The sequence below is a fragment of the Acinetobacter sp. ANC_7588 genome, from assembly GCF_056783995.1.
Window position 1 is genome coordinate 189440 of record NZ_JBWYIU010000004.1, and the last position, 17701, is coordinate 207140.

The window sequence follows — 17701 nt, forward strand, 5'->3', positions numbered from 1 at the left end:
GATTACAATATGTGTGGTATCGTCGGCGGTATAGCAGAACGAAGCATAACGAATATTCTAATTGAAGGCTTAAAGCGTCTTGAATACCGTGGTTATGACTCAGCGGGATTAGCTTTAATCAATGCAGGTCAAGTTTTACGTGAACGTCGTGTCGGTAAAGTTATCAACCTTGAAGAAGCGGTTTCAGAAGCAGCGATCACTGGCGCGCTTGGTATCGCACATACACGTTGGGCTACTCATGGCAAACCTACAGAAAATAATGCACATCCGCATATATCTGGTCAAGTCGCTGTGGTACATAACGGTATTATTGAAAATTACCAAGAGCTTAAAGATGATCTTGAAGCATTAGGATATGTGTTTACATCCCAAACAGATACTGAAGTTGTTGCACACTTAGTTCATGATGCACTGAAGTCTGCTCCTAACCTGCTTAAAGCCGTTGAACAAGTTGTGCCTCAACTCAAAGGTGCATTTGCACTCGGTATCGTACATACAGATTACCCAAATGAATTGATCACTGTTCGTGAAGGTTCACCGCTCGTGATCGGTGTGGGAATTGGTGAGAACTTTATCAGTTCTGATCAATTGGCCCTATTACCGATTACCAATCGTTTTATATACCTTGAAGAAGGTGATATTGCGCGTTTAACACGTGATACGATTGAAGTCTATGTACAAGGTGAGCGCGTTGAACGCCCTGTCAAAGAACTTGATGCGACAGTGAGTAATGCTTCAAAAGGTGAATATAAGCATTACATGCTGAAAGAAATTTATGAGCAACCTGAAGCGATCAAGCAAACCATCTCTCAAGCCTTAAATGCCGATCACTTACGTGATGATTTTCTTGCAAATGCTGTAGAAGATTTTTCTCAGATTCAGCAAGTTCAAATCATCGCTTGCGGTACCAGTTACCATGCAGGCATGATCGCAAAATATTGGTTTGAACAACTGATTGATGTACCTTGCCAAGTTGAAATTGCAAGTGAGTTCCGCTATCGCACTCCAGTCATCGTGAACAATACACTCTATGTGTGTATTTCTCAATCAGGTGAAACTGCCGACACATTGGCTGCTCTTCGTGATACACAAAAACGTGCCAAAGCGAAAAATATTAATATCACCACGATGACGATCTGTAACGTTGCAACATCTTCCATGGTGCGTGAAACAGATTACAGCTTATTGACATTAGCAGGTCCAGAAATTGGGGTTGCGTCGACCAAAGCATTCACCACACAACTTGCTGCCTTGATGCTTCTCGTGCTTAAGTTCGGTCAAGTTAAACAAACGATTTCTAATGAACAAGTAACAGAAATCATTACTGGATTGTGGCATACACCTAAAGTGATTCTTGACACATTACAATGTGATAAAGAAATTTTACGCCTATCTGAATTGTTTGTTGAAAAACAACATTGCCTATTTTTAGGTCGTGGAACACAGTTCCCAATCGCGCTTGAAGGAGCGCTTAAACTGAAAGAAATTTCATATATTCATGCTGAAGGTTATGCAGCTGGTGAGTTGAAACACGGCCCATTGGCCTTAGTTGATAATGATATGCCTGTTGTCATTCTTGCTCCTCAGGATGACATGCTTGATAAGCTCAAATCAAATATGGAAGAGGTTCAAGCACGTGGTGGTGAGCTGTTTGTATTTGCAGATGAAAATAGTGGCATTAAGGAAAAAGAGCGCCAACACGTTGTTCAAGTTCCGAGCGTTTCAGCACTATTATCACCAATCGTATACAGTATTCCTGTGCAGCTTTTGTCCTATCACGTCGCTGTACTACGCGGTACCGATGTAGATCAGCCGCGTAACTTAGCTAAGTCAGTTACGGTTGAATAATTCAATTTGATCTACACTTAAAAAGATCGATAATGAAAATTATCGGTCTTTTTTTATCAAATGAAATATCTTATCAGTGCATGCTTAGTCGGACATCCAGTTCGCTACAATGGTCAACATTGCCTTCAAGAAAAAATTAAAACGCTGATTGATGCCGATCAGGCCGTCGTAATCTGCCCTGAAATTTCTGGAGGACTTAGCACTCCCAGAGCCCCTGCTGAAATTCAAAAAGGAACAGGCTCCGATGTTTTGAGTGGCTATGCAAAAGTATTTGATCTCTCGGGAAAAGATGTTACCGAAGCATTTATTTTAGGTGCCAAACAGACCTTAGCTTTTGCGAAAAAACATGGGATTACTCATGCGATTTTGAAAGCTAAAAGTCCATCATGTGGTTTTGGTCAGATTTATGATGGCTCTTTTTCGGGGTCAAAAATAAATGCGGACGGTGTTACAGCAGCGCTTTTAAAGCAACATGGTATTCACATCATGACTGAAAAAGAATTTCTAGATCAGTTAATGAAATAAAATCAGCTACTTAATCACATCACCGTCATACTTAATTTTTTTAAGGACAGCTTTGTCACGCGTCGCCCAATAACTCGCCAAGATGGGTCCCGAAATATTGTGCCATAAACTAAAAATCGCACTTGGAAGTGCTGTAATGGGTGTTGCCGCAAAATGAACCGCAGCTAAAGCAACGCCTAAGCCAGAATTTTGCATCCCTACTTCTATCGAAACTGCTTTAGCATCTGCTTGATTAAGCTGCAATAATTTTGCAGCCCAATAACCTATAAAATATCCTAATCCATTATGTAAAATTACAACAGCAAGGATCAGTAACCCTGACTGTAAAATTTGCATTTTGCTTCCAGCAATAATCGCAGCCACAATCAATACAATCGCGATGACTGAAACCATAGGCATCATTGCGATATATCGATCTATTTTTTGCTTAAATAGGCCGCTCACGATCACCCCTAAAATGATAGGGAACAAAATCACTTGCATTACCGATACAAGCATTGCTACCGCATCTATATCGATCCACTGACTCGCTAAGAGATAAAAAATCAATGGTGTCAGCAAAGGTGCTAACATCGTTGAAACTGAGGTACACGCGACGGACAAAGCCACATTTGCCTTTGCCATATAAGCAATGACGTTAGATGCTGTACCTCCGGGACAACATCCAACAAGGAGTACGCCAACGGCAATTTCAGCGGGTAATCGAAATGCTATGCACAATCCCCATGCCAATAATGGCATCACTATAAATTGAGCACTCACGCCAACGGCAACCGCCTTAGGCTGGCTGAAAACACTTTTAAAATCTTCCCACGACAGGGTCATTCCCATGCCAAACATGATAATCCCGAGCATCCAAGTGATATAAGACTTAAGCCAAATAAAAGCTTCTGGCATATACATGGCAATTCCTGCAAATAGGAGTACCCACAGCGCAAAGGTTTTCTGCACGAATTGATTGATAGCTTTCATTTAGAAGTTCACTTGTTGGATTAACGACGTATGATCTTGAGCCATGCCTTTAAATGGTCTGCGCTGAGTGTCTGAGAGTCATCAGTTCTTTGGCGTAAATTCGTTTCACACCTTGTGCAAGCATTTCTTGCCATGCATGTTGCAACGAACCATTTAAATCGATGCCTTTAGTCGCATCTGACACGACATAACTGTTAAAACCTAATTTTGCAGCATCAATTGCCGTCCAAGCCACACAAAAATCAGTGGCGATCCCGACAATGAAGATGTCACGAATTCCACGCTCACGCAGATAACCTGCTAAGCCAGTCGATGTTCGATGATCAGCTTCTAAAAAGGCAGAATAACTATCAATATGTGGATGAAAACCTTTACGAATGACCAACTGCGCTTTGGATATATTCAAGTCTGGATGAAAATCTGCATCATGTGTACCCTGCACACAATGTGAAGGCCATAACACCTGGCGGCCATAAGCTAATTCAATCGTCTCATAAGCAGACTTTCCAGGATGATTTTCAAAAAATGAAATATGGTCTTGAGGATGCCAATCTTGGGTAAGGACAACATTGTCAAAATGCCGAGCAAGTGAATTAATGGTTGGAATAATTTGATCTGAATTTGCTACCGCCAAATTTCCCCCAGGGGTAAATCCATTCTGTACATCAACAACGATAAGTGCACTTTGTTGTGGTTGGAACATCCTTTTCAGCTCCCAATATTTTTAAAATTGTTAGGGACTATTGCATAGGATCAAGAGAACTACAATTGCTTGAGTTGAAAATTTGATATCAAAATTCTATAAAAAAAGCCTGCATCAAGCAGGCTTTAATCTATGTTTTTGTCTTAATTCTGGATACGACGTACCAACATTAACATGAAGATTGCAGAAATAATAATACAAGGGATTGCTGCAGAGATTACGCCTGCTGCACCAAATCCAGCCGTTAATAATGATCCTGCAATTGCTGGCCCAAGCATAGCACCGATACGACCTACTGCTGATGCAACACCAACACCTGTACCACGTACTTCTGTTGGGTACACAATACCACCAAATGCGTAAAGCACACCTTGACAGCCAATCACGAAAGCACCAACCAATGCTGAAGCCAAATACATTTGTGTGAGTGAGCTTGCTGCATTCAACGCAAGAAGGCCAGCCAAAATACCACCGTACATTAACAAGATCACATAAGCTTTTTTCCAGCGGTCAGTTAATACACCTAAAATCACAGTACCTACAGTAGCACTTACCATGAAGTAGAATTGCGCTGTCGCACCTTCTTTTCTTGAGAAACCTAATTCTTGGAATAGAGAAGGTAACCAGCTGAGCATGATGTAAACCACCATGAGCGTGAAGAAATAGCTACACCAGATGAACATCGTACGAAGAAGATTCTGTGAATTAAACAAATCTTTAAACGAACCTTGTGGAGCTTCTGCAATTTCAGCTTCAGTTCTATTTTGCGTTTTCAAGAATTCTTTAGATTCAGGTAAGAACTTCATCATTACTGGAATAACAATTAATGGTAATAAACCACCAAGATAGAAAATATTTTTCCAGTTAGCACCGAAATCTGTACTTGCAATTAAAGATAAGATCGCAGCACCGACAGGCATACCGCAATACATTAGCCCTACAGCACGACCACGATTTTGTGGGGTTACAGCTTCAGAAGCCAAAGTGATGAGAATTGGCATTGCTGCACCTAGTCCTGCACCTGCAAGGAAACGTACAGCCAATAAACTGTTAAAACTATTTACCCATACCGTACATAAAGTGAATACAGCGAAAACAGCAACAGACCAAATTAAAACTGTTTTACGACCAATACGGTCCGCAATACGCCCACCTACCAGTGCCCCAGGTAACAGACCTAAAATACCAGCACTAAAAAACACACCTAATTGTGAACTATCTAAACCAAAATGTTCACGAATACCCGCAGCTGCAATACCAGCAGCCTGAATATCTAAGCCTTCAATTACTGCAATGAGGAAGCAGATACCTACCGTCAAAATTGCATGTTTGTTACTTACTGATTCTTGCATTGAACTTCCCTCACTCATCAGCATTTGAGTCCGATGCCCGATTATCTATGTAAGTCAATGAAAGTGAGAGTTATCAAATGGTGTAATAAAATGTAATCAAAATAAGATTAAATTTCATACCTCTTGCCAACCAAAATAAATTCTAGTCTTCAAAACGATTAATTATTTTTTTTATTTAGGAAAAAACCAAGAAAAATCTATTATAAAATCTATAAGTATTAGAATAATTTAACCTTTAAGTAAAAAAAATAAGACGTTTTATAAATTATAATAATCACATAATTTAAAAATTATTAGTCTATTCACCTGTATATACATACATCTTAAATCTGATGTAAGTGATATAAGCTATTAATTCAGGGTAAATTGGTCAGATTTTAGTTCGAATTTTCATTTTTATCCGCAATACTTTCATAGACGAACATCTATCTTCACTGTTATTTAAATGCCTAACCATAAGGTCTTAAAATTGCTTTTTTTAAAAAAAGTTACTTGTTTTAACTAAACTTTTTTTTGACTGAAGTGAATTCATATTGTTCTTATTGGTTGCTTAGTTCATAATTTGCATACGCATTATCCAGTATGCAGGCATATTGGATCGTGATATAAATCAAAATACATACCCATCCAAACTTCGCTTCTCAACCTTCACTGGATGGAAAAATAGGATCGTGTTTTAAAATGACTACTCAGCAAGCTCAGGTAATTCAAGGCTCAATCGTCGCAATCGTCACTCCAATGTTTGAAGATGGAACTGTTGATTGGAAGGGTCTCGAGAAGCTTGTTGAATGGCACATTGAACAAGGTACAAATAGTATCGTTGCCGTGGGAACAACAGGTGAAGCTTCGACCTTAAGCATGGCTGAACACACTCAAGTGATCAAAGAAATCATTCGTGTAGCCAATAAACGCATTCCAATTATTGCCGGCACAGGCGCAAACTCAACGCATGAAGCGATTGAGCTTACCAAAGAAGCTAAAGAGCTTGGTGCAGATGCTGCACTTTTAGTAACGCCATATTATAACAAACCGACTCAAGAAGGCTTGTATCAGCATTACAAAGCAATTGCTGAAGCTGTTGATTTACCGCAAATTCTTTATAACGTACCTGGCCGTACTGGCGTTGATATGAGCAATGAAACTGTAGTTCGTCTTGCTGATATTCCTCAAATCGTAGGGATTAAAGATGCAACAGGTGATGTTCCTCGCGGTGCTGAGCTTTTAAAAGCACTTGAAGGCAAAGATATGGTGGTTTATTCAGGTGATGACGCAACAGCATATCAACTGATTGAGCATGGTGCGAAAGGTAATATTTCTGTGACCGCTAACGTCGCTCCAAAGCAAATGAGCCAAGTGTGTGCCGCTGGTTTAGTGGGTGATGTAGCTCAAGCAAAAGCAATTAATGATCAAGTTGCAAATTTACACGAAATTCTATTTTGTGAATCAAACCCAATTCCTGTGAAATGGGCACTTCATGAAATGGGATTAATTGGTACAGGTATCCGTTTACCACTTACTCCATTAGCAGAACAATATCGAGCTTCACTGCGTGATGCATTAAAAGCTGCGAGCATTATTTAAAGAAGAGTTTAACAACTATGCAACTACGTTTTGGTTTACCCCTTGCCCTTTCAGCCCTCAGCATGGTCGGTTGTAGTACGATTGGTATCGATAATGGTTCACTCGATTATAAAAAATCTACTGCACAAGCCCCGCTTAAATTCCCTGAAGGTTCAATGGTTAGACCAGCAACACCGCTTTATCCAGCGCCTGTTGTTGAACAGCTTGCAATAGACAATGCGCCACAAATGATTAATAAGCGAGGTAATCGTTTTGAGCTACCTCGTCCTAATGTGGCACCAACCATTTCTAATCCTGTTGAGAGTGAACGATCAACTGCTGTCGGTCGTCCACAACTTTTAACTGATGGAAATGGCAATCCGTTGATCAAAATTGACGGAAATTCTGCTACAATTTGGCAATACACAATCGCCACCCTCAGTAGCCTCAACTACAACTTTGTCAATCAACTTAAGAATCCCCATTCCGCGACAATTCAAGTGGATGGTGAAAGTTTAGTGCTTAAACTGACATCTGTAGGTTCGAGTCATACCTTGGCCGTGTTTACCCCAACTAACGCGTTTGCAGACAAACAAAAAGCTGCGAGCCTGTTAACCCAGATTTATCAAAACTGGCCAGCCTAGTCGTTCTAGGCATATTTTTTCTGAAAAAGGTTCCACCATGTTAAAACAAACCTTGCTCTATACTGGTAAAGCTAAATCCGTTTATGAAACCGATAGTGCAGACCACCTGATTTTAGTCTTTCGTGATGATGCCTCAGCATTTAATGGCGAAAAAATCGAACAGCTAGATCGCAAAGGTAAGGTGAACAACCGTTTTAACGCCTTTATCATGGAAAAACTTGCAGCTGCAGGTATCGAAACTCATTTCGAAAAACTTTTAACACCAAACGAAGTTTTGGTTAAAAAGTTAAACATGATTCCAGTTGAATGTGTAATCCGTAACTATGCAGCTGGTTCGCTTTGCCGTCGTTTGGGTGTTGAAGAAGGTTTAGAACTTACACCACCTACATTTGAATTATTTTTCAAAGATGACGCTTTGGGCGACCCAATGGTGAATGAATCTCAAGCCATTGCTTTAGGTTGGGCTACTGCTGAACAACTTGAGCGTATGAAAGAGTTAACTCACCAAGTAAACGTGGTGTTAAAAGATCTTTTTGCTCAAGGCAACATGCTTTTAGTTGATTTTAAACTTGAATTTGGTGTGTTCCATGATCGTATCGTTCTTGGTGATGAATTCTCTCCAGATGGTTGCCGTCTATGGGACAAAGATACCAAGAAAAAATTAGATAAAGACCGTTTCCGCCAAGGTTTAGGTGGTGTGGTTGAAGCTTATGAAGAAGTTGCTACACGTATCGGTGTTGACCTTTCTGATATCTAAATCAAAATTTAGATAAAATGAAGCCGAGTCATATGACTCGGCTTTTTTGTATCTGTTGATATTATTTTTATATTTTCAAATTGTTCTTATACATTCATTATTTTTGTTAAGTCGCATTACCAATGCTCTCTCCTCATTGGTAATGCTATTAATTTATCGAATCGATATTTAAATAAGATGACAAATCTGGGGTTTTGATCATTAAAAAACTCAATTGTTTTTTTGTTTTTAAATTTACATCCATTAATCGAATAAATTAATGCTATTTATTAAAATGATCGTTTTTACAATATTACTAAGTTCAACTAATATATTTTTATACCAGGCAACTACAGGAGTTGGTGGCTCAAGAGAGAGACTGTAGTTGCCGACCAGATGAATCGCTTTTCGCCCAGCTTCCCATAGAACTGGGCTTTTTTTATTGTTGTTGCTGCTCTTGCTGCCAACGTCGCTGCTGTAAACGCTCTGCTTCGACTTCACGCTTATTACGAGCTGATTCGTACAATTTGGTGCCTTTCAGCTCTGGAGGCATATAATCCTGCAACACGAAATGTTCTGGATAGTGATGTGGATATAAGTAATCTACACCATATCCCTGCTCTTTCATTAACTTGGTTGGAGCATTTCTTAAATGCAATGGAACTGGAAGATTTGACGTACGTTCAGCCAACTCTAATGCTTTATTGATTGCTAAGTAAGTGCTGTTACTTTTCGCGCTTGTGGCCAAATACACTGCACATTGTCCTAAAATAATACGGCATTCTGGCATCCCAACCGCTTGAACGGACCTAAAACACTCCCCAGCCAATAACAACGCATTAGGATTAGAATTTCCAATATCTTCCGAAGCGGCTATCAACATCCGACGCGCAATAAAGACTGGATCTTCCCCCCCTTTTAACATTCTCGCCATCCAATATAGTGCAGCGTCAGGATCACTTCCACGAATTGATTTAATGAATGCTGAGACTAAATCATAGTGCTGCTCACCAGATTTGTCATATCGCGCAATATTTTGTTGAGCTACTTTCACCACGATGGCATTGGTGACAATATTTTCAACATCTGCTTCAAATGTGCTCGCAATGAGATCCAATAAATTCAGTGCTTTACGAGCATCACCTGAGGCAAATTGAATTAATGCATCATATTCTTCGATGTGAATATGACGGTCTTTCAAAAATTGGTCTTGCTTGAGTGCACGTTCAATTAAATGTTGAATATCATGCTCAGATAATGCATTCAGCGTATACACCTGACAGCGCGACAACAAAGCATTATTGACTTCAAAAGAAGGATTTTCTGTGGTTGCACCAACCAGAGTAATCTTGCCTTTTTCTACTGCGCTCAGTAAGGCATCTTGTTGAGATTTATTAAAGCGATGAATTTCATCAATAAAAACCACTGGCACAATGAGATCGCCACTTTCCCCAATGATTTCTCGAAGCTCTTTAACACCAGTGTTGAGTGCAGACAAGCTAATAAAAGTACGATCTACAGCTTGAGCTAACAATAGCGCAATGGTGGTCTTGCCGACCCCTGGAGGCCCCCAAAAAATAATCGAAGGTAAATGTCCTTGGTCAATCATTTGACGTAAAGGTGCGTCTTCACCAAGTAAATGATCTTGTCCGATAATCTCAGACAAATCACGTGGACGTAAGCGTTCAGGTAGCGGAATTTGTGTATCGGACATATTTTTTATAGATCTCAAAGTGCTGTTGACTAGTCTACTATGTAATAGTCAAATTCCAATATTAATAGTCAAAACAACCATCACTATTCAACATTTTTCATTTTACTCAGATTCGAGTTTTGCTTTTAATTTGAATAAATAAGCTTGCGGTCCATCTTCTATTCCCCAAATTGTGCCATCCTTCGCTTCATGCAAGTCTCGTACTCGAACCCCCATATCCAAGCGCTGAATTTCTCGTACAGGTTCAGATTGTGGATCTACCACAATAATGGCTTTCGATGATAATCCACCGATTAAGGCTTTGTTCTTCCATTGTGGAAAATAGTTAGATTTATAAAAAATCAGACTCGAGGGTGAAATCACTGGAGACCAATCAAGTTTAGGGGCTATAAATTCAGGTCGCGTTTCATGATTCGGAATCTGTTTCCCATCATAGTGATCACCATTAGATACAATTGGATAGCCATAATTCTTACCTTTTTCAATAAGATTGAACTCATCGCCACCTTTAGGGCCCATTTCTGCCACCCACAAACGATTTTGATGATCAAATGCCATACCTAAAGGATTACGATGACCTAAACTCCAAATCTGCGCTGAGACACCACCTTGCTTGGCAAATGGATTAGATTCTTGAGCACGACCATCATCATACAAATATACAATTTTACCTAGATTAGACTGCATATCTTGTGCAGGCTGAAACTTCTGCCGTTCCCCTGAACTAATCCATAAATTCGCTTGCTGGTCAAACACTATACGATGTGCATAATGCCCCTGACCCGACACTTTAGGGACTTGCTCCCATATGCGTTCGATATCCGTCAGTTTCGGTGCTTCGATATTCGATAAATCCAATTTCGCTCGGATTACCACTGCACCAAACAATCCATTTTTTTCTTCGGCATAACTGAGATATAACCAAGCGTTATTATTGAAATTAGGATGAATCGAAACATCACCTAACCCACCTTGTCCGCCATAAGCAACTTGAGGCACAGCAGCCACGTTAAAACTACGTTTTGATTGTGGGTCAAACAACTTAAGTATGCCTGACTTTTCTGTAATTAACAGTTGACCATTTGGTAAAGTTGCAATCGCCCATGGTTCATTAAATAGAGCAATTTTTTCAACTTGATATCGTTGTTCTTGAGCTTTTGAATTCTCGTTTTTGACTGTTGATTCCTGCGGATTCTGTGCTTCACTGGCTTTATTTTGATTGGCATGACACGCCATTATGATTCCGCTCAAACCAACAATCCAAATCAGTTTTTTAGCTTTTAACATGCCTTTCCCTTTTTAAATCCTTGAATATCAGTCTCAAGGATTAAACGGCAATGATCATTTTAAAAGTGTTTTTATATTACAAAATATGTGCAGTCTAGCAATTGAATGTATTAGCGTACCCACCGCACGATGTATTCATCTATTTCATTTTCATCAACAAGCTGTTCAGATATACAACGACCTGCTACAGATTTTCGAGCACTAATCACACTTTGTTTATTGCCTGTCACCAAGTGATGCCAATTCGGTAGCTTTTTACCTTCATTAATACGTCGATATGCACAACTCGAAGGTAACCAGCGTATTTGTTGTAATTTTTCAGGCGTTAACTGAATACAGTCAGGTACATGCACCTGACGATTTTCATAATCTGAACAATGCCCCGTCTGACAATCTAGAAGTTTGCACGCAACTTTGGTATATGCGATTTCTTCGGTTTCATCATCTTCTAATTTAACCAAACAACACATACCACAACCATCACACAGTGCCTCCCATTCTGCTTGGTTCATTTCAAACAGTGAATAATGTTTCCAAAATTCAGGGCGTAAAGATGTGCTCATGATTCAGCTAAATATCAAAAATTTGAGTCAGTATATCACTAATAATTCTCATAAAATTTCATCAATCTCAGTTACAGTTGATTAACTAAAGAATATCAATACTCTACGTTAAAATACCCTTTGTATACATTTTGCTCAGTTTATTTTCTTATACTGAATGAACATTAATAAAAATTTATGGAGAATCAAAATGTTCCGTTGGGCGATTATTTTTGCAGTGATTGCATTGATAGCAAGTTTGCTAGGGTTTGGTGGTGTAGCAGGCTTATCTAAAGATTTCGCAATTATCTTACTTGTGATTGCAGTGATTCTCGCAATTGTAGGCTTTATCTCAAGAGGCAAAGTCTAGTGTTCTAAATCACTAGATTAAATTGAAAACACAAGATTGATGAAAAGAAGAAGGTACTCCTTCTTCTTTTTTTATTTCTTTTTATCTGTTCATTGATACGCGTTTTATATATTCCAATCTTTCATAAATTCTCACATTTGATTTTACTTTCTTATTGCAAATTCATCACTTCGGAAAACATTTATGCTTTAATCTTTGCTGATTTTCATAAACGAAAGGACTTTCAATAATGACTTCAGCAATTCAAACAAGAGAAATTCAGTATAAAGCGGCAGATGGTACTCAATTGATTGGTTATTTTGCCGCACCTGAAAACTCTTCAGGAGCTGCAGGTATTATTGTAGCCCCAGAGTGGTGGGGTCGTAATGAATATACAGAACAACGTGCTCGAGAACTTGCAGAACAAGGATATGCTGCTTTTGCCATTGATATGTACGGCGACAAAAAGGTAACCACTGAAGCTTCTCAAGCAAATGAGTGGATGATGCAAACTTTCGCACAGCCTGAAACGATTGTACAACGCGCTACAGCTGCGTTAGACACTTTATCTGCACAGCCTGAAGTTGACGCAACTCGATTAGCTGCGATTGGTTTTTGTTACGGCGGAAAAGTTGTTTTAGATCTTGCTCGCTCTGGTGCGAACTTAAAAGCAGTTGCTACCTTCCATGCTAATTTATCTGCGCAAACACCTGCTCAACAAGGTCAAGTAAAAGCTGAAATTCTGGTTTTGCATGGTGAGCTAGATAGCATGGTCACGCTAGATGATGTGGCACAATTTAAAGAAGAAATGTTTGCAGCTCAGGTGCCACATGAGGTCATTATCTTTGAGGATGCAAAACATGGTTTTAGCAATCCACAAGCTGATGAACGGGCAAAAGCCAATGGTGTAGATCTCGGTTATAACGCTGAAGCTGAGGAAAAAAGCTTAGCTGCGATGTATGAGTTACTGTCGCGTCACTTAGATTAATTACTTTCAAAGTTTATTAGCGCTAAGATTATTGAAGAAAGAAGATAAAATATAAGAGGAATATAAGGATGAGTGAACAATGTACTTATTGCAATCACGATGAATATGATGTGATTGATAAAAATGAATTCGGTGTGATTTTGCCAGAACAGCAGCCGTTGACTAAAGGACATTCCGTTATTATTCCTTTACGTCATGTGAGTTCTTTTTTTGAAATTACCGATAAAGAGCGTAAAAGTTTACAGTCGTTGTTAGAACTGGCACGTAACGAGTTAAAAATCCGTCATCATCCGGAAGGCTTTCATATCGCTTTTAATGATGGCAAAGTTTTTGGCGATGAAGAGTCGGAACATTTACACATCCATATTATTCCTCGTTACAAAAACCAACCGCTTAAATTAGATAGTCGTTGGGGCATTATTCAAGAGTAATGTTGATTTTACAAAAAGGCGCAATATGCGCCTTTTTTCATGCTTTTTTAAAAGGTCTTTGCCTAGATTGGTTATACTGAGCACAGATTGTATTAATGGTATTTTCATGTTTTCTTTTTCAACTGCGTTACTGGATTGGTTTGATGTACATGGTCGACATGACCTGCCATGGCAAGTCGCAGATGATCCTTACAAAGTTTGGGTCTCTGAAATTATGTTGCAGCAAACCCAAGTGAAAACTGTTCTGAAATACTATGATCGTTTTATTGAGCGCTTTCCGACGGTCACCGATTTAGGTCATGCTACTTGGGATGAAGTTGCTCCTTACTGGGCAGGTCTAGGCTATTATGCGCGTGCTCGCAACCTGCATAAAGCAGCCACAATCGTAAGTCAAAATGGACATTTTCCAGAGACTTTAGAAGCTTGGATGGCCCTGCCAGGAATAGGTAGATCAACTGCTGGTGCATTGATGTCACTTGGATTACGCAAATACGGCGTGATAATGGATGGAAATGTTAAGCGTGTTTTAGCACGTTTCTTTGCCATTGAAGATGATTTATCAAAGCCTGTCCATGAACGTGCAATGTGGGAATTAGCCGAGCAACTCTGTCCTGAACAACGCAACCATGATTACACGCAAGCCATTATGGATTTGGGTGCAACAATTTGTACTCCTAAAAAACCACTTTGCCTGTACTGTCCAATGCAGTCAGAATGCCAAGCTTTAAAGCAGGGTCTGACACAAGAGTTACCATTTAAAAAGCCAAAAAAAGCAGTGCCTATAAAGACTGCGGATGTTTTATTACTGCGAAGTACTGAAAATACATGGTTATGGCAACAACGTCCGCATTCAGGCTTATGGGGTGGTTTATGGACCTTACCCATCATTGATGAAACTTCAGAATTTAGTCAATTGACTCAGCAATATGGTTTGGTGAGTAATCAATTACCAACTCAAATTTCACACAGTTTCACCCACTTTACCTGGTTACTGAATGCACATATTTTCCATGTTGATCTCGACCAGATGGAATACCTCCAAACAGAATTAGGAGGTGAATGGCTCGCTCCACAAGTTGTAACAGAAATGGGCATTCCAACTGCGATGAAAAAATTGATCTCAGCCGTGAAATTGTGACATAGTCGATTCAAATAAGTGTGACTGTATCAATCAAGGAGTTGGAGTGACTAAGTATTTGCGACATTACATCATCCTAAGTGTAGCTATTTTACTTGTTGCCTGCAGTAGCCAACCTCCAAAACAAACGCCGCTTGACCCAACCCTCGTTGCTCGCTTACATATGCTTCCTTTGGACCGCAAATTACCTATCCCAGTACAAGGTGTAAAAGCGAGACAACTGACAGACACTTGGGGTGCATCACGAAGTCACGGTCGAACACATGAAGGCATTGATATCTTGGCGCCTCGTGGTACAAAAGTTTATAGTGCAACTGATGGAATTGTTCGCAGTATGCGCGATAATAAGCTGGGTGGGAAAGTCATTTGGATTTTAGGACCCGCTGGTTCTTGGCATTATTATGCGCATTTAGATCAGCATAAAAAAGGTCTCAATGAGGGTGACTTCGTGCGACGAGGTGACCATATTGGTTATGTCGGCAATACGGGTAATGCTCGACATACTGCCCCTCATTTACATTATGGAATTTACTTAGATGGTCGCGGTCGAGGCCCTGTCAATCCATACCCTTATTTACGTTAAATTAAAGTTTTTATTATTAGGAAGTTTTCATGTCAGAAGCCTTGATTAATCGTCTAGTTGAATTTGCAGAATCTGGCAATCAACAACGTATTGTCTTAAAAGGACAAAGCCATCAGGGCTGGATTATGGAAATTACCGAAGAAGCTCTGTTGATTAGCACTGGGTTTGCAGATAAAGCAGGTAAAGATTTCTGGATTAATTTTTCGGATTTAGAACAAGCAGAGTTGTTCTTTTGGGACAATCAAAACGATCAGTGGGTTGCTTTTACCATTTGATCACTTCGGAGCATTCGCATGACGATTCAACGCTGTGGCTGGTGCTCCGATGAGCAGATTTATATTAATTATCACGATCAAGAGTGGGGTGTGCCTGTATATGATGAACACACCTTATTTGAAATGCTCTGTTTAGAAGGTCAGCAAGCAGGACTCGCTTGGGTTATTGTTTTAAAAAAACGCGAGCGATATCGATATCATTTCTTTCAATACACCATTGAAGAAATTGCGACTTTTACAGATGAGCATTTAATCGAAATAGCACAAGATCCGGGAATAATTCGTCATTTAGGTAAATTAAAAGCGATTCGAGATAATGCTCGAGCATGGTTGAATATACGCCAAATCATGCCTGATATGGTCAAATGGTTATGGAGTTTTGTAGGACATCAACCCAAAGTTCATTCTGTGCCAGACTATCGCTTAGCACAAACACAAAGCGAATTAAGCCTGCAACTGTCTAAAACTCTAAAAAAGAATGGTTTTAAATTCGTCGGTCCAACCATTATCTATTCTTATCTGCAAGCGGTAGGAATGATTGATGATCATGAAAATCACTGCTTTAAAAAGCTTAGTTTAGCGCCATAATCTTTTTAAGAAGGTGCTTGGGATGATGACCTCATTTTTTGTTTCACCCAATCCGCTAAAAACACGATGGAGTCATGAATTTCATGAGTTAGTTCATGCCCTGCATTTAAGCGAATATAATTTTTATAACGGCGTTCTTCTCCAAAAACATCACCGGGAACAATGTTAATACCATGTTGACGTGCAGCATAATAGAGTTCTAAACCATCAATATGTGTCGCCAATTGCAGCCATAAAACATAACCACCATCCGGCTGACTTAACCCAATGTCGATCCCGTGAAAAGCGTTTAATATCGTTTTTCGATATGCATCAACTTGATGATTTAATTTTGGTTTTAATCGGAGTAGATGCTCACGATAGGCTCTACTATACATCAGGTCAGCCAAAGCCAATTGCAAAGGTGTATTCACACTGACATTTTGAATGACAATTTGACGATGCAAATATTTAAGCCTCGGCGGTAAACAAAACCAACCTACTCGATATGCGCTGGACAATGATTTTGATATTGAACTGCATAAAATGACATAGCCTGCTTCATCCCAATGCTTAATCGGTAAAGGTCTTTGTAAATTAAAACTACATTCAGCATAAATATCATCTTCAATCACATAGCATTGATATTGTTCAGCCAATTGCACAATCTTCTGCTTATCATGATTAGAAAGCTCAAATCCTAGTGGATTTTGATAATTCACAGTCAATAGACAGGCTTTGGTATCGGGGTGCTGCATTGCTCTTTCTAAGCGTTCTAAATCAAAACCATCCACATTTGCAGGTATCTCAATCAACTTGCGTTTCAGTGTCCCTAACAACTGTAATTGACCATTAAAATTTGGGGTTGGAATCACAATGCCATCCCCTTCCTTGGTCAAGAGCTGAACCACGAGTGATAACGCAGCCATACAGCCATTGGTGATATAAATCTCGTCTGGATTGATATAAAAACCATCTTCAGCCCAATGGTCTGATAAAGCTTGTCTCAATCTCAAATGCCCTTGTCGATTACTGTAAAGGAAATCTTCTGGTTGACTGTGTTTTAAAGCACGTTGAATTGACTTTCGGATTGCATCTACAGGCACGTGATTTGGAGAGATTTGTACTGCACCTAAATGAATTGATCGATTATTGGTTGAAGACTCCTGTATTTCAATTTGCAAATCTAAGTTACTGATATCCTTTGCTTCAGCTTCAAATTCACGATGATAAGGCAATACTGGTTGATCATTTTTGGATTTCAAATGTTGTACAAAATAACCTGATTTATTTTTAACAGTGATGAGCCCTTCCGATTCCAATAATGCATAACAATTTTTTGCTGTATTTAAACTGACGGCATGTAATGCTGAAAATTGCCGAAGGGAAATGAGCTTCTGTCCTGAACACAGTTCTCCACTCAGAATTTTCTGTTTGATATGTTTGGCTAAGATTTGATACTGAAACATGAACTGTGCTCATTTTTA

General features: G+C 39.4%; 19 protein-coding genes. 12 read left to right on the top strand and 7 right to left on the bottom strand.

The window, feature by feature from the left end; all coding sequences use genetic code 11:
- Positions 1 to 9 precede the first annotated feature (9 nt).
- Both glmS and AC1M9J_RS05955 read left to right on the top strand, forming a co-directional pair.
- On the top strand, positions 10 to 1848 hold the full coding sequence (glmS, locus tag AC1M9J_RS05950) for a glutamine--fructose-6-phosphate transaminase (isomerizing) (protein ID WP_481952027.1): 1839 nt from the start codon (positions 10 to 12) through the stop codon (positions 1846 to 1848).
- Positions 1849 to 1908: 60 nt separating this feature from the next.
- Positions 1909 to 2373, top strand: a complete 465-nt coding sequence (locus AC1M9J_RS05955; protein WP_481614048.1) for a 2-thiouracil desulfurase family protein — start codon at positions 1909 to 1911, stop codon at positions 2371 to 2373.
- Positions 2374 to 2379: 6 nt separating this feature from the next.
- Here the strand turns inward: AC1M9J_RS05955 and AC1M9J_RS05960 are convergent, their stop codons facing one another.
- From AC1M9J_RS05960 to mhpT, 3 genes are all read right to left on the bottom strand, one after another.
- Positions 2380 to 3345 (bottom strand): bile acid:sodium symporter family protein, encoded by a 966-nt coding sequence (locus AC1M9J_RS05960; protein WP_481614049.1) that lies wholly within the window; start codon positions 3343 to 3345, stop codon positions 2380 to 2382.
- Between the two features lie 49 nt (positions 3346 to 3394).
- Positions 3395 to 4048 carry a bifunctional nicotinamidase/pyrazinamidase gene (pncA, locus tag AC1M9J_RS05965; protein ID WP_481595696.1) on the bottom strand — a complete coding sequence of 218 codons (654 nt, stop codon included), beginning with the start codon at positions 4046 to 4048 and terminating at the stop codon, positions 3395 to 3397.
- Between the two features lie 143 nt (positions 4049 to 4191).
- Positions 4192 to 5400, bottom strand: a complete 1209-nt coding sequence (gene mhpT, locus AC1M9J_RS05970) for a 3-(3-hydroxy-phenyl)propionate transporter MhpT (RefSeq protein ID WP_035264856.1) — start codon at positions 5398 to 5400, stop codon at positions 4192 to 4194.
- Between the two features lie 681 nt (positions 5401 to 6081).
- On the opposite strand from mhpT, the gene dapA reads away from it, so the two are divergent.
- Genes dapA through purC form a run of 3 tightly spaced genes read left to right on the top strand, consistent with a single transcriptional unit; the run spans position 6082 to position 8361 of the window.
- A complete protein-coding gene (dapA, locus tag AC1M9J_RS05975) occupies positions 6082 to 6981 on the top strand; it encodes a 4-hydroxy-tetrahydrodipicolinate synthase (protein WP_035264858.1) in 900 nt (299 codons plus the stop codon).
- 17 nt (positions 6982 to 6998) lie between these two features.
- Entirely contained in the window at positions 6999 to 7604 is a 606-nt protein-coding gene (locus AC1M9J_RS05980) for a lipoprotein-34 precursor (NlpB) (RefSeq protein ID WP_481952028.1), read from the top strand.
- 37 nt (positions 7605 to 7641) lie between these two features.
- Positions 7642 to 8361: a phosphoribosylaminoimidazolesuccinocarboxamide synthase gene (gene purC, locus AC1M9J_RS05985; RefSeq protein WP_092766585.1), complete on the top strand. Its 720-nt coding sequence runs from the start codon at positions 7642 to 7644 to the stop codon at positions 8359 to 8361.
- A 418-nt stretch (positions 8362 to 8779) separates the two neighbouring features.
- Here purC and AC1M9J_RS05990 read toward each other — a convergent pair whose 3' ends face one another.
- The 3 genes from AC1M9J_RS05990 to AC1M9J_RS06000 all read right to left on the bottom strand — a co-directional run bounded on the left by AC1M9J_RS05990 (position 8780) and on the right by AC1M9J_RS06000 (position 11904).
- Positions 8780 to 10054, bottom strand: coding sequence for a replication-associated recombination protein A (locus tag AC1M9J_RS05990; protein ID WP_481595693.1), 1275 nt, complete (start codon positions 10052 to 10054; stop codon positions 8780 to 8782).
- A gap of 102 nt (positions 10055 to 10156) precedes the next feature.
- Positions 10157 to 11341: a PQQ-dependent sugar dehydrogenase gene (locus tag AC1M9J_RS05995; RefSeq protein WP_481595692.1), complete on the bottom strand. Its 1185-nt coding sequence runs from the start codon at positions 11339 to 11341 to the stop codon at positions 10157 to 10159.
- A 110-nt stretch (positions 11342 to 11451) separates the two neighbouring features.
- On the bottom strand, positions 11452 to 11904 hold the full coding sequence (locus AC1M9J_RS06000; RefSeq protein WP_035264867.1) for a YcgN family cysteine cluster protein: 453 nt from the start codon (positions 11902 to 11904) through the stop codon (positions 11452 to 11454).
- 190 nt (positions 11905 to 12094) lie between these two features.
- Between AC1M9J_RS06000 and AC1M9J_RS06005 the strand changes: the two genes are divergently transcribed.
- The 7 genes from AC1M9J_RS06005 (at position 12095) to AC1M9J_RS06035 (ending at position 16235) form a co-directional block, all read left to right on the top strand.
- A complete protein-coding gene (locus AC1M9J_RS06005; RefSeq protein WP_035264869.1) occupies positions 12095 to 12253 on the top strand; it encodes a DUF1328 domain-containing protein in 159 nt (52 codons plus the stop codon).
- A gap of 229 nt (positions 12254 to 12482) precedes the next feature.
- On the top strand, positions 12483 to 13220 hold the full coding sequence (locus AC1M9J_RS06010; RefSeq protein ID WP_035264872.1) for a dienelactone hydrolase family protein: 738 nt from the start codon (positions 12483 to 12485) through the stop codon (positions 13218 to 13220).
- A gap of 62 nt (positions 13221 to 13282) precedes the next feature.
- Complete coding sequence (locus AC1M9J_RS06015) at positions 13283 to 13651, top strand: HIT family protein (protein WP_265596980.1); 369 nt, start codon at positions 13283 to 13285, stop codon at positions 13649 to 13651.
- Positions 13652 to 13757: 106 nt separating this feature from the next.
- Positions 13758 to 14789 carry an A/G-specific adenine glycosylase gene (mutY, locus tag AC1M9J_RS06020; protein WP_481595691.1) on the top strand — a complete coding sequence of 344 codons (1032 nt, stop codon included), beginning with the start codon at positions 13758 to 13760 and terminating at the stop codon, positions 14787 to 14789.
- 46 nt (positions 14790 to 14835) lie between these two features.
- Complete coding sequence (locus tag AC1M9J_RS06025; protein WP_481595690.1) at positions 14836 to 15372, top strand: M23 family metallopeptidase; 537 nt, start codon at positions 14836 to 14838, stop codon at positions 15370 to 15372.
- A 29-nt stretch (positions 15373 to 15401) separates the two neighbouring features.
- On the top strand, positions 15402 to 15647 hold the full coding sequence (locus tag AC1M9J_RS06030) for a hypothetical protein (RefSeq protein WP_481595689.1): 246 nt from the start codon (positions 15402 to 15404) through the stop codon (positions 15645 to 15647).
- Between the two features lie 18 nt (positions 15648 to 15665).
- Positions 15666 to 16235 (top strand): DNA-3-methyladenine glycosylase I, encoded by a 570-nt coding sequence (locus AC1M9J_RS06035; protein ID WP_481952029.1) that lies wholly within the window; start codon positions 15666 to 15668, stop codon positions 16233 to 16235.
- A 5-nt stretch (positions 16236 to 16240) separates the two neighbouring features.
- On the opposite strand, the gene AC1M9J_RS06040 is transcribed toward AC1M9J_RS06035, so the two are convergent.
- Complete coding sequence (locus tag AC1M9J_RS06040) at positions 16241 to 17683, bottom strand: aminotransferase-like domain-containing protein (protein ID WP_481595687.1); 1443 nt, start codon at positions 17681 to 17683, stop codon at positions 16241 to 16243.
- Positions 17684 to 17701: the final 18 nt, after the last annotated feature.

Excerpts from the sequence above, each read along its gene's own strand:
- glmS (WP_481952027.1), top strand. The coding sequence starts at position 10 with ATGTGTGGTATCGTCGGCGGTATAGCAGAACGAAGCATAACGAATATT.
- AC1M9J_RS05955 (WP_481614048.1), top strand. The coding sequence starts at position 1,909 with ATGAAATATCTTATCAGTGCATGCTTAGTCGGACATCCAGTTCGCTAC.
- AC1M9J_RS05960 (WP_481614049.1), bottom strand. The coding sequence starts at position 3,345 with ATGAAAGCTATCAATCAATTCGTGCAGAAAACCTTTGCGCTGTGGGTA.
- pncA (WP_481595696.1), bottom strand. The coding sequence starts at position 4,048 with ATGTTCCAACCACAACAAAGTGCACTTATCGTTGTTGATGTACAGAAT.
- mhpT (WP_035264856.1), bottom strand. The coding sequence starts at position 5,400 with ATGCAAGAATCAGTAAGTAACAAACATGCAATTTTGACGGTAGGTATC.
- dapA (WP_035264858.1), top strand. The coding sequence starts at position 6,082 with ATGACTACTCAGCAAGCTCAGGTAATTCAAGGCTCAATCGTCGCAATC.
- AC1M9J_RS05980 (WP_481952028.1), top strand. The coding sequence starts at position 6,999 with ATGCAACTACGTTTTGGTTTACCCCTTGCCCTTTCAGCCCTCAGCATG.
- purC (WP_092766585.1), top strand. The coding sequence starts at position 7,642 with ATGTTAAAACAAACCTTGCTCTATACTGGTAAAGCTAAATCCGTTTAT.
- AC1M9J_RS05990 (WP_481595693.1), bottom strand. The coding sequence starts at position 10,054 with ATGTCCGATACACAAATTCCGCTACCTGAACGCTTACGTCCACGTGAT.
- AC1M9J_RS05995 (WP_481595692.1), bottom strand. The coding sequence starts at position 11,341 with ATGTTAAAAGCTAAAAAACTGATTTGGATTGTTGGTTTGAGCGGAATC.
- AC1M9J_RS06000 (WP_035264867.1), bottom strand. The coding sequence starts at position 11,904 with ATGAGCACATCTTTACGCCCTGAATTTTGGAAACATTATTCACTGTTT.
- AC1M9J_RS06005 (WP_035264869.1), top strand. The coding sequence starts at position 12,095 with ATGTTCCGTTGGGCGATTATTTTTGCAGTGATTGCATTGATAGCAAGT.
- AC1M9J_RS06010 (WP_035264872.1), top strand. The coding sequence starts at position 12,483 with ATGACTTCAGCAATTCAAACAAGAGAAATTCAGTATAAAGCGGCAGAT.
- mutY (WP_481595691.1), top strand. The coding sequence starts at position 13,758 with ATGTTTTCTTTTTCAACTGCGTTACTGGATTGGTTTGATGTACATGGT.
- AC1M9J_RS06030 (WP_481595689.1), top strand. The coding sequence starts at position 15,402 with ATGTCAGAAGCCTTGATTAATCGTCTAGTTGAATTTGCAGAATCTGGC.
- AC1M9J_RS06035 (WP_481952029.1), top strand. The coding sequence starts at position 15,666 with ATGACGATTCAACGCTGTGGCTGGTGCTCCGATGAGCAGATTTATATT.
- AC1M9J_RS06040 (WP_481595687.1), bottom strand. The coding sequence starts at position 17,683 with ATGTTTCAGTATCAAATCTTAGCCAAACATATCAAACAGAAAATTCTG.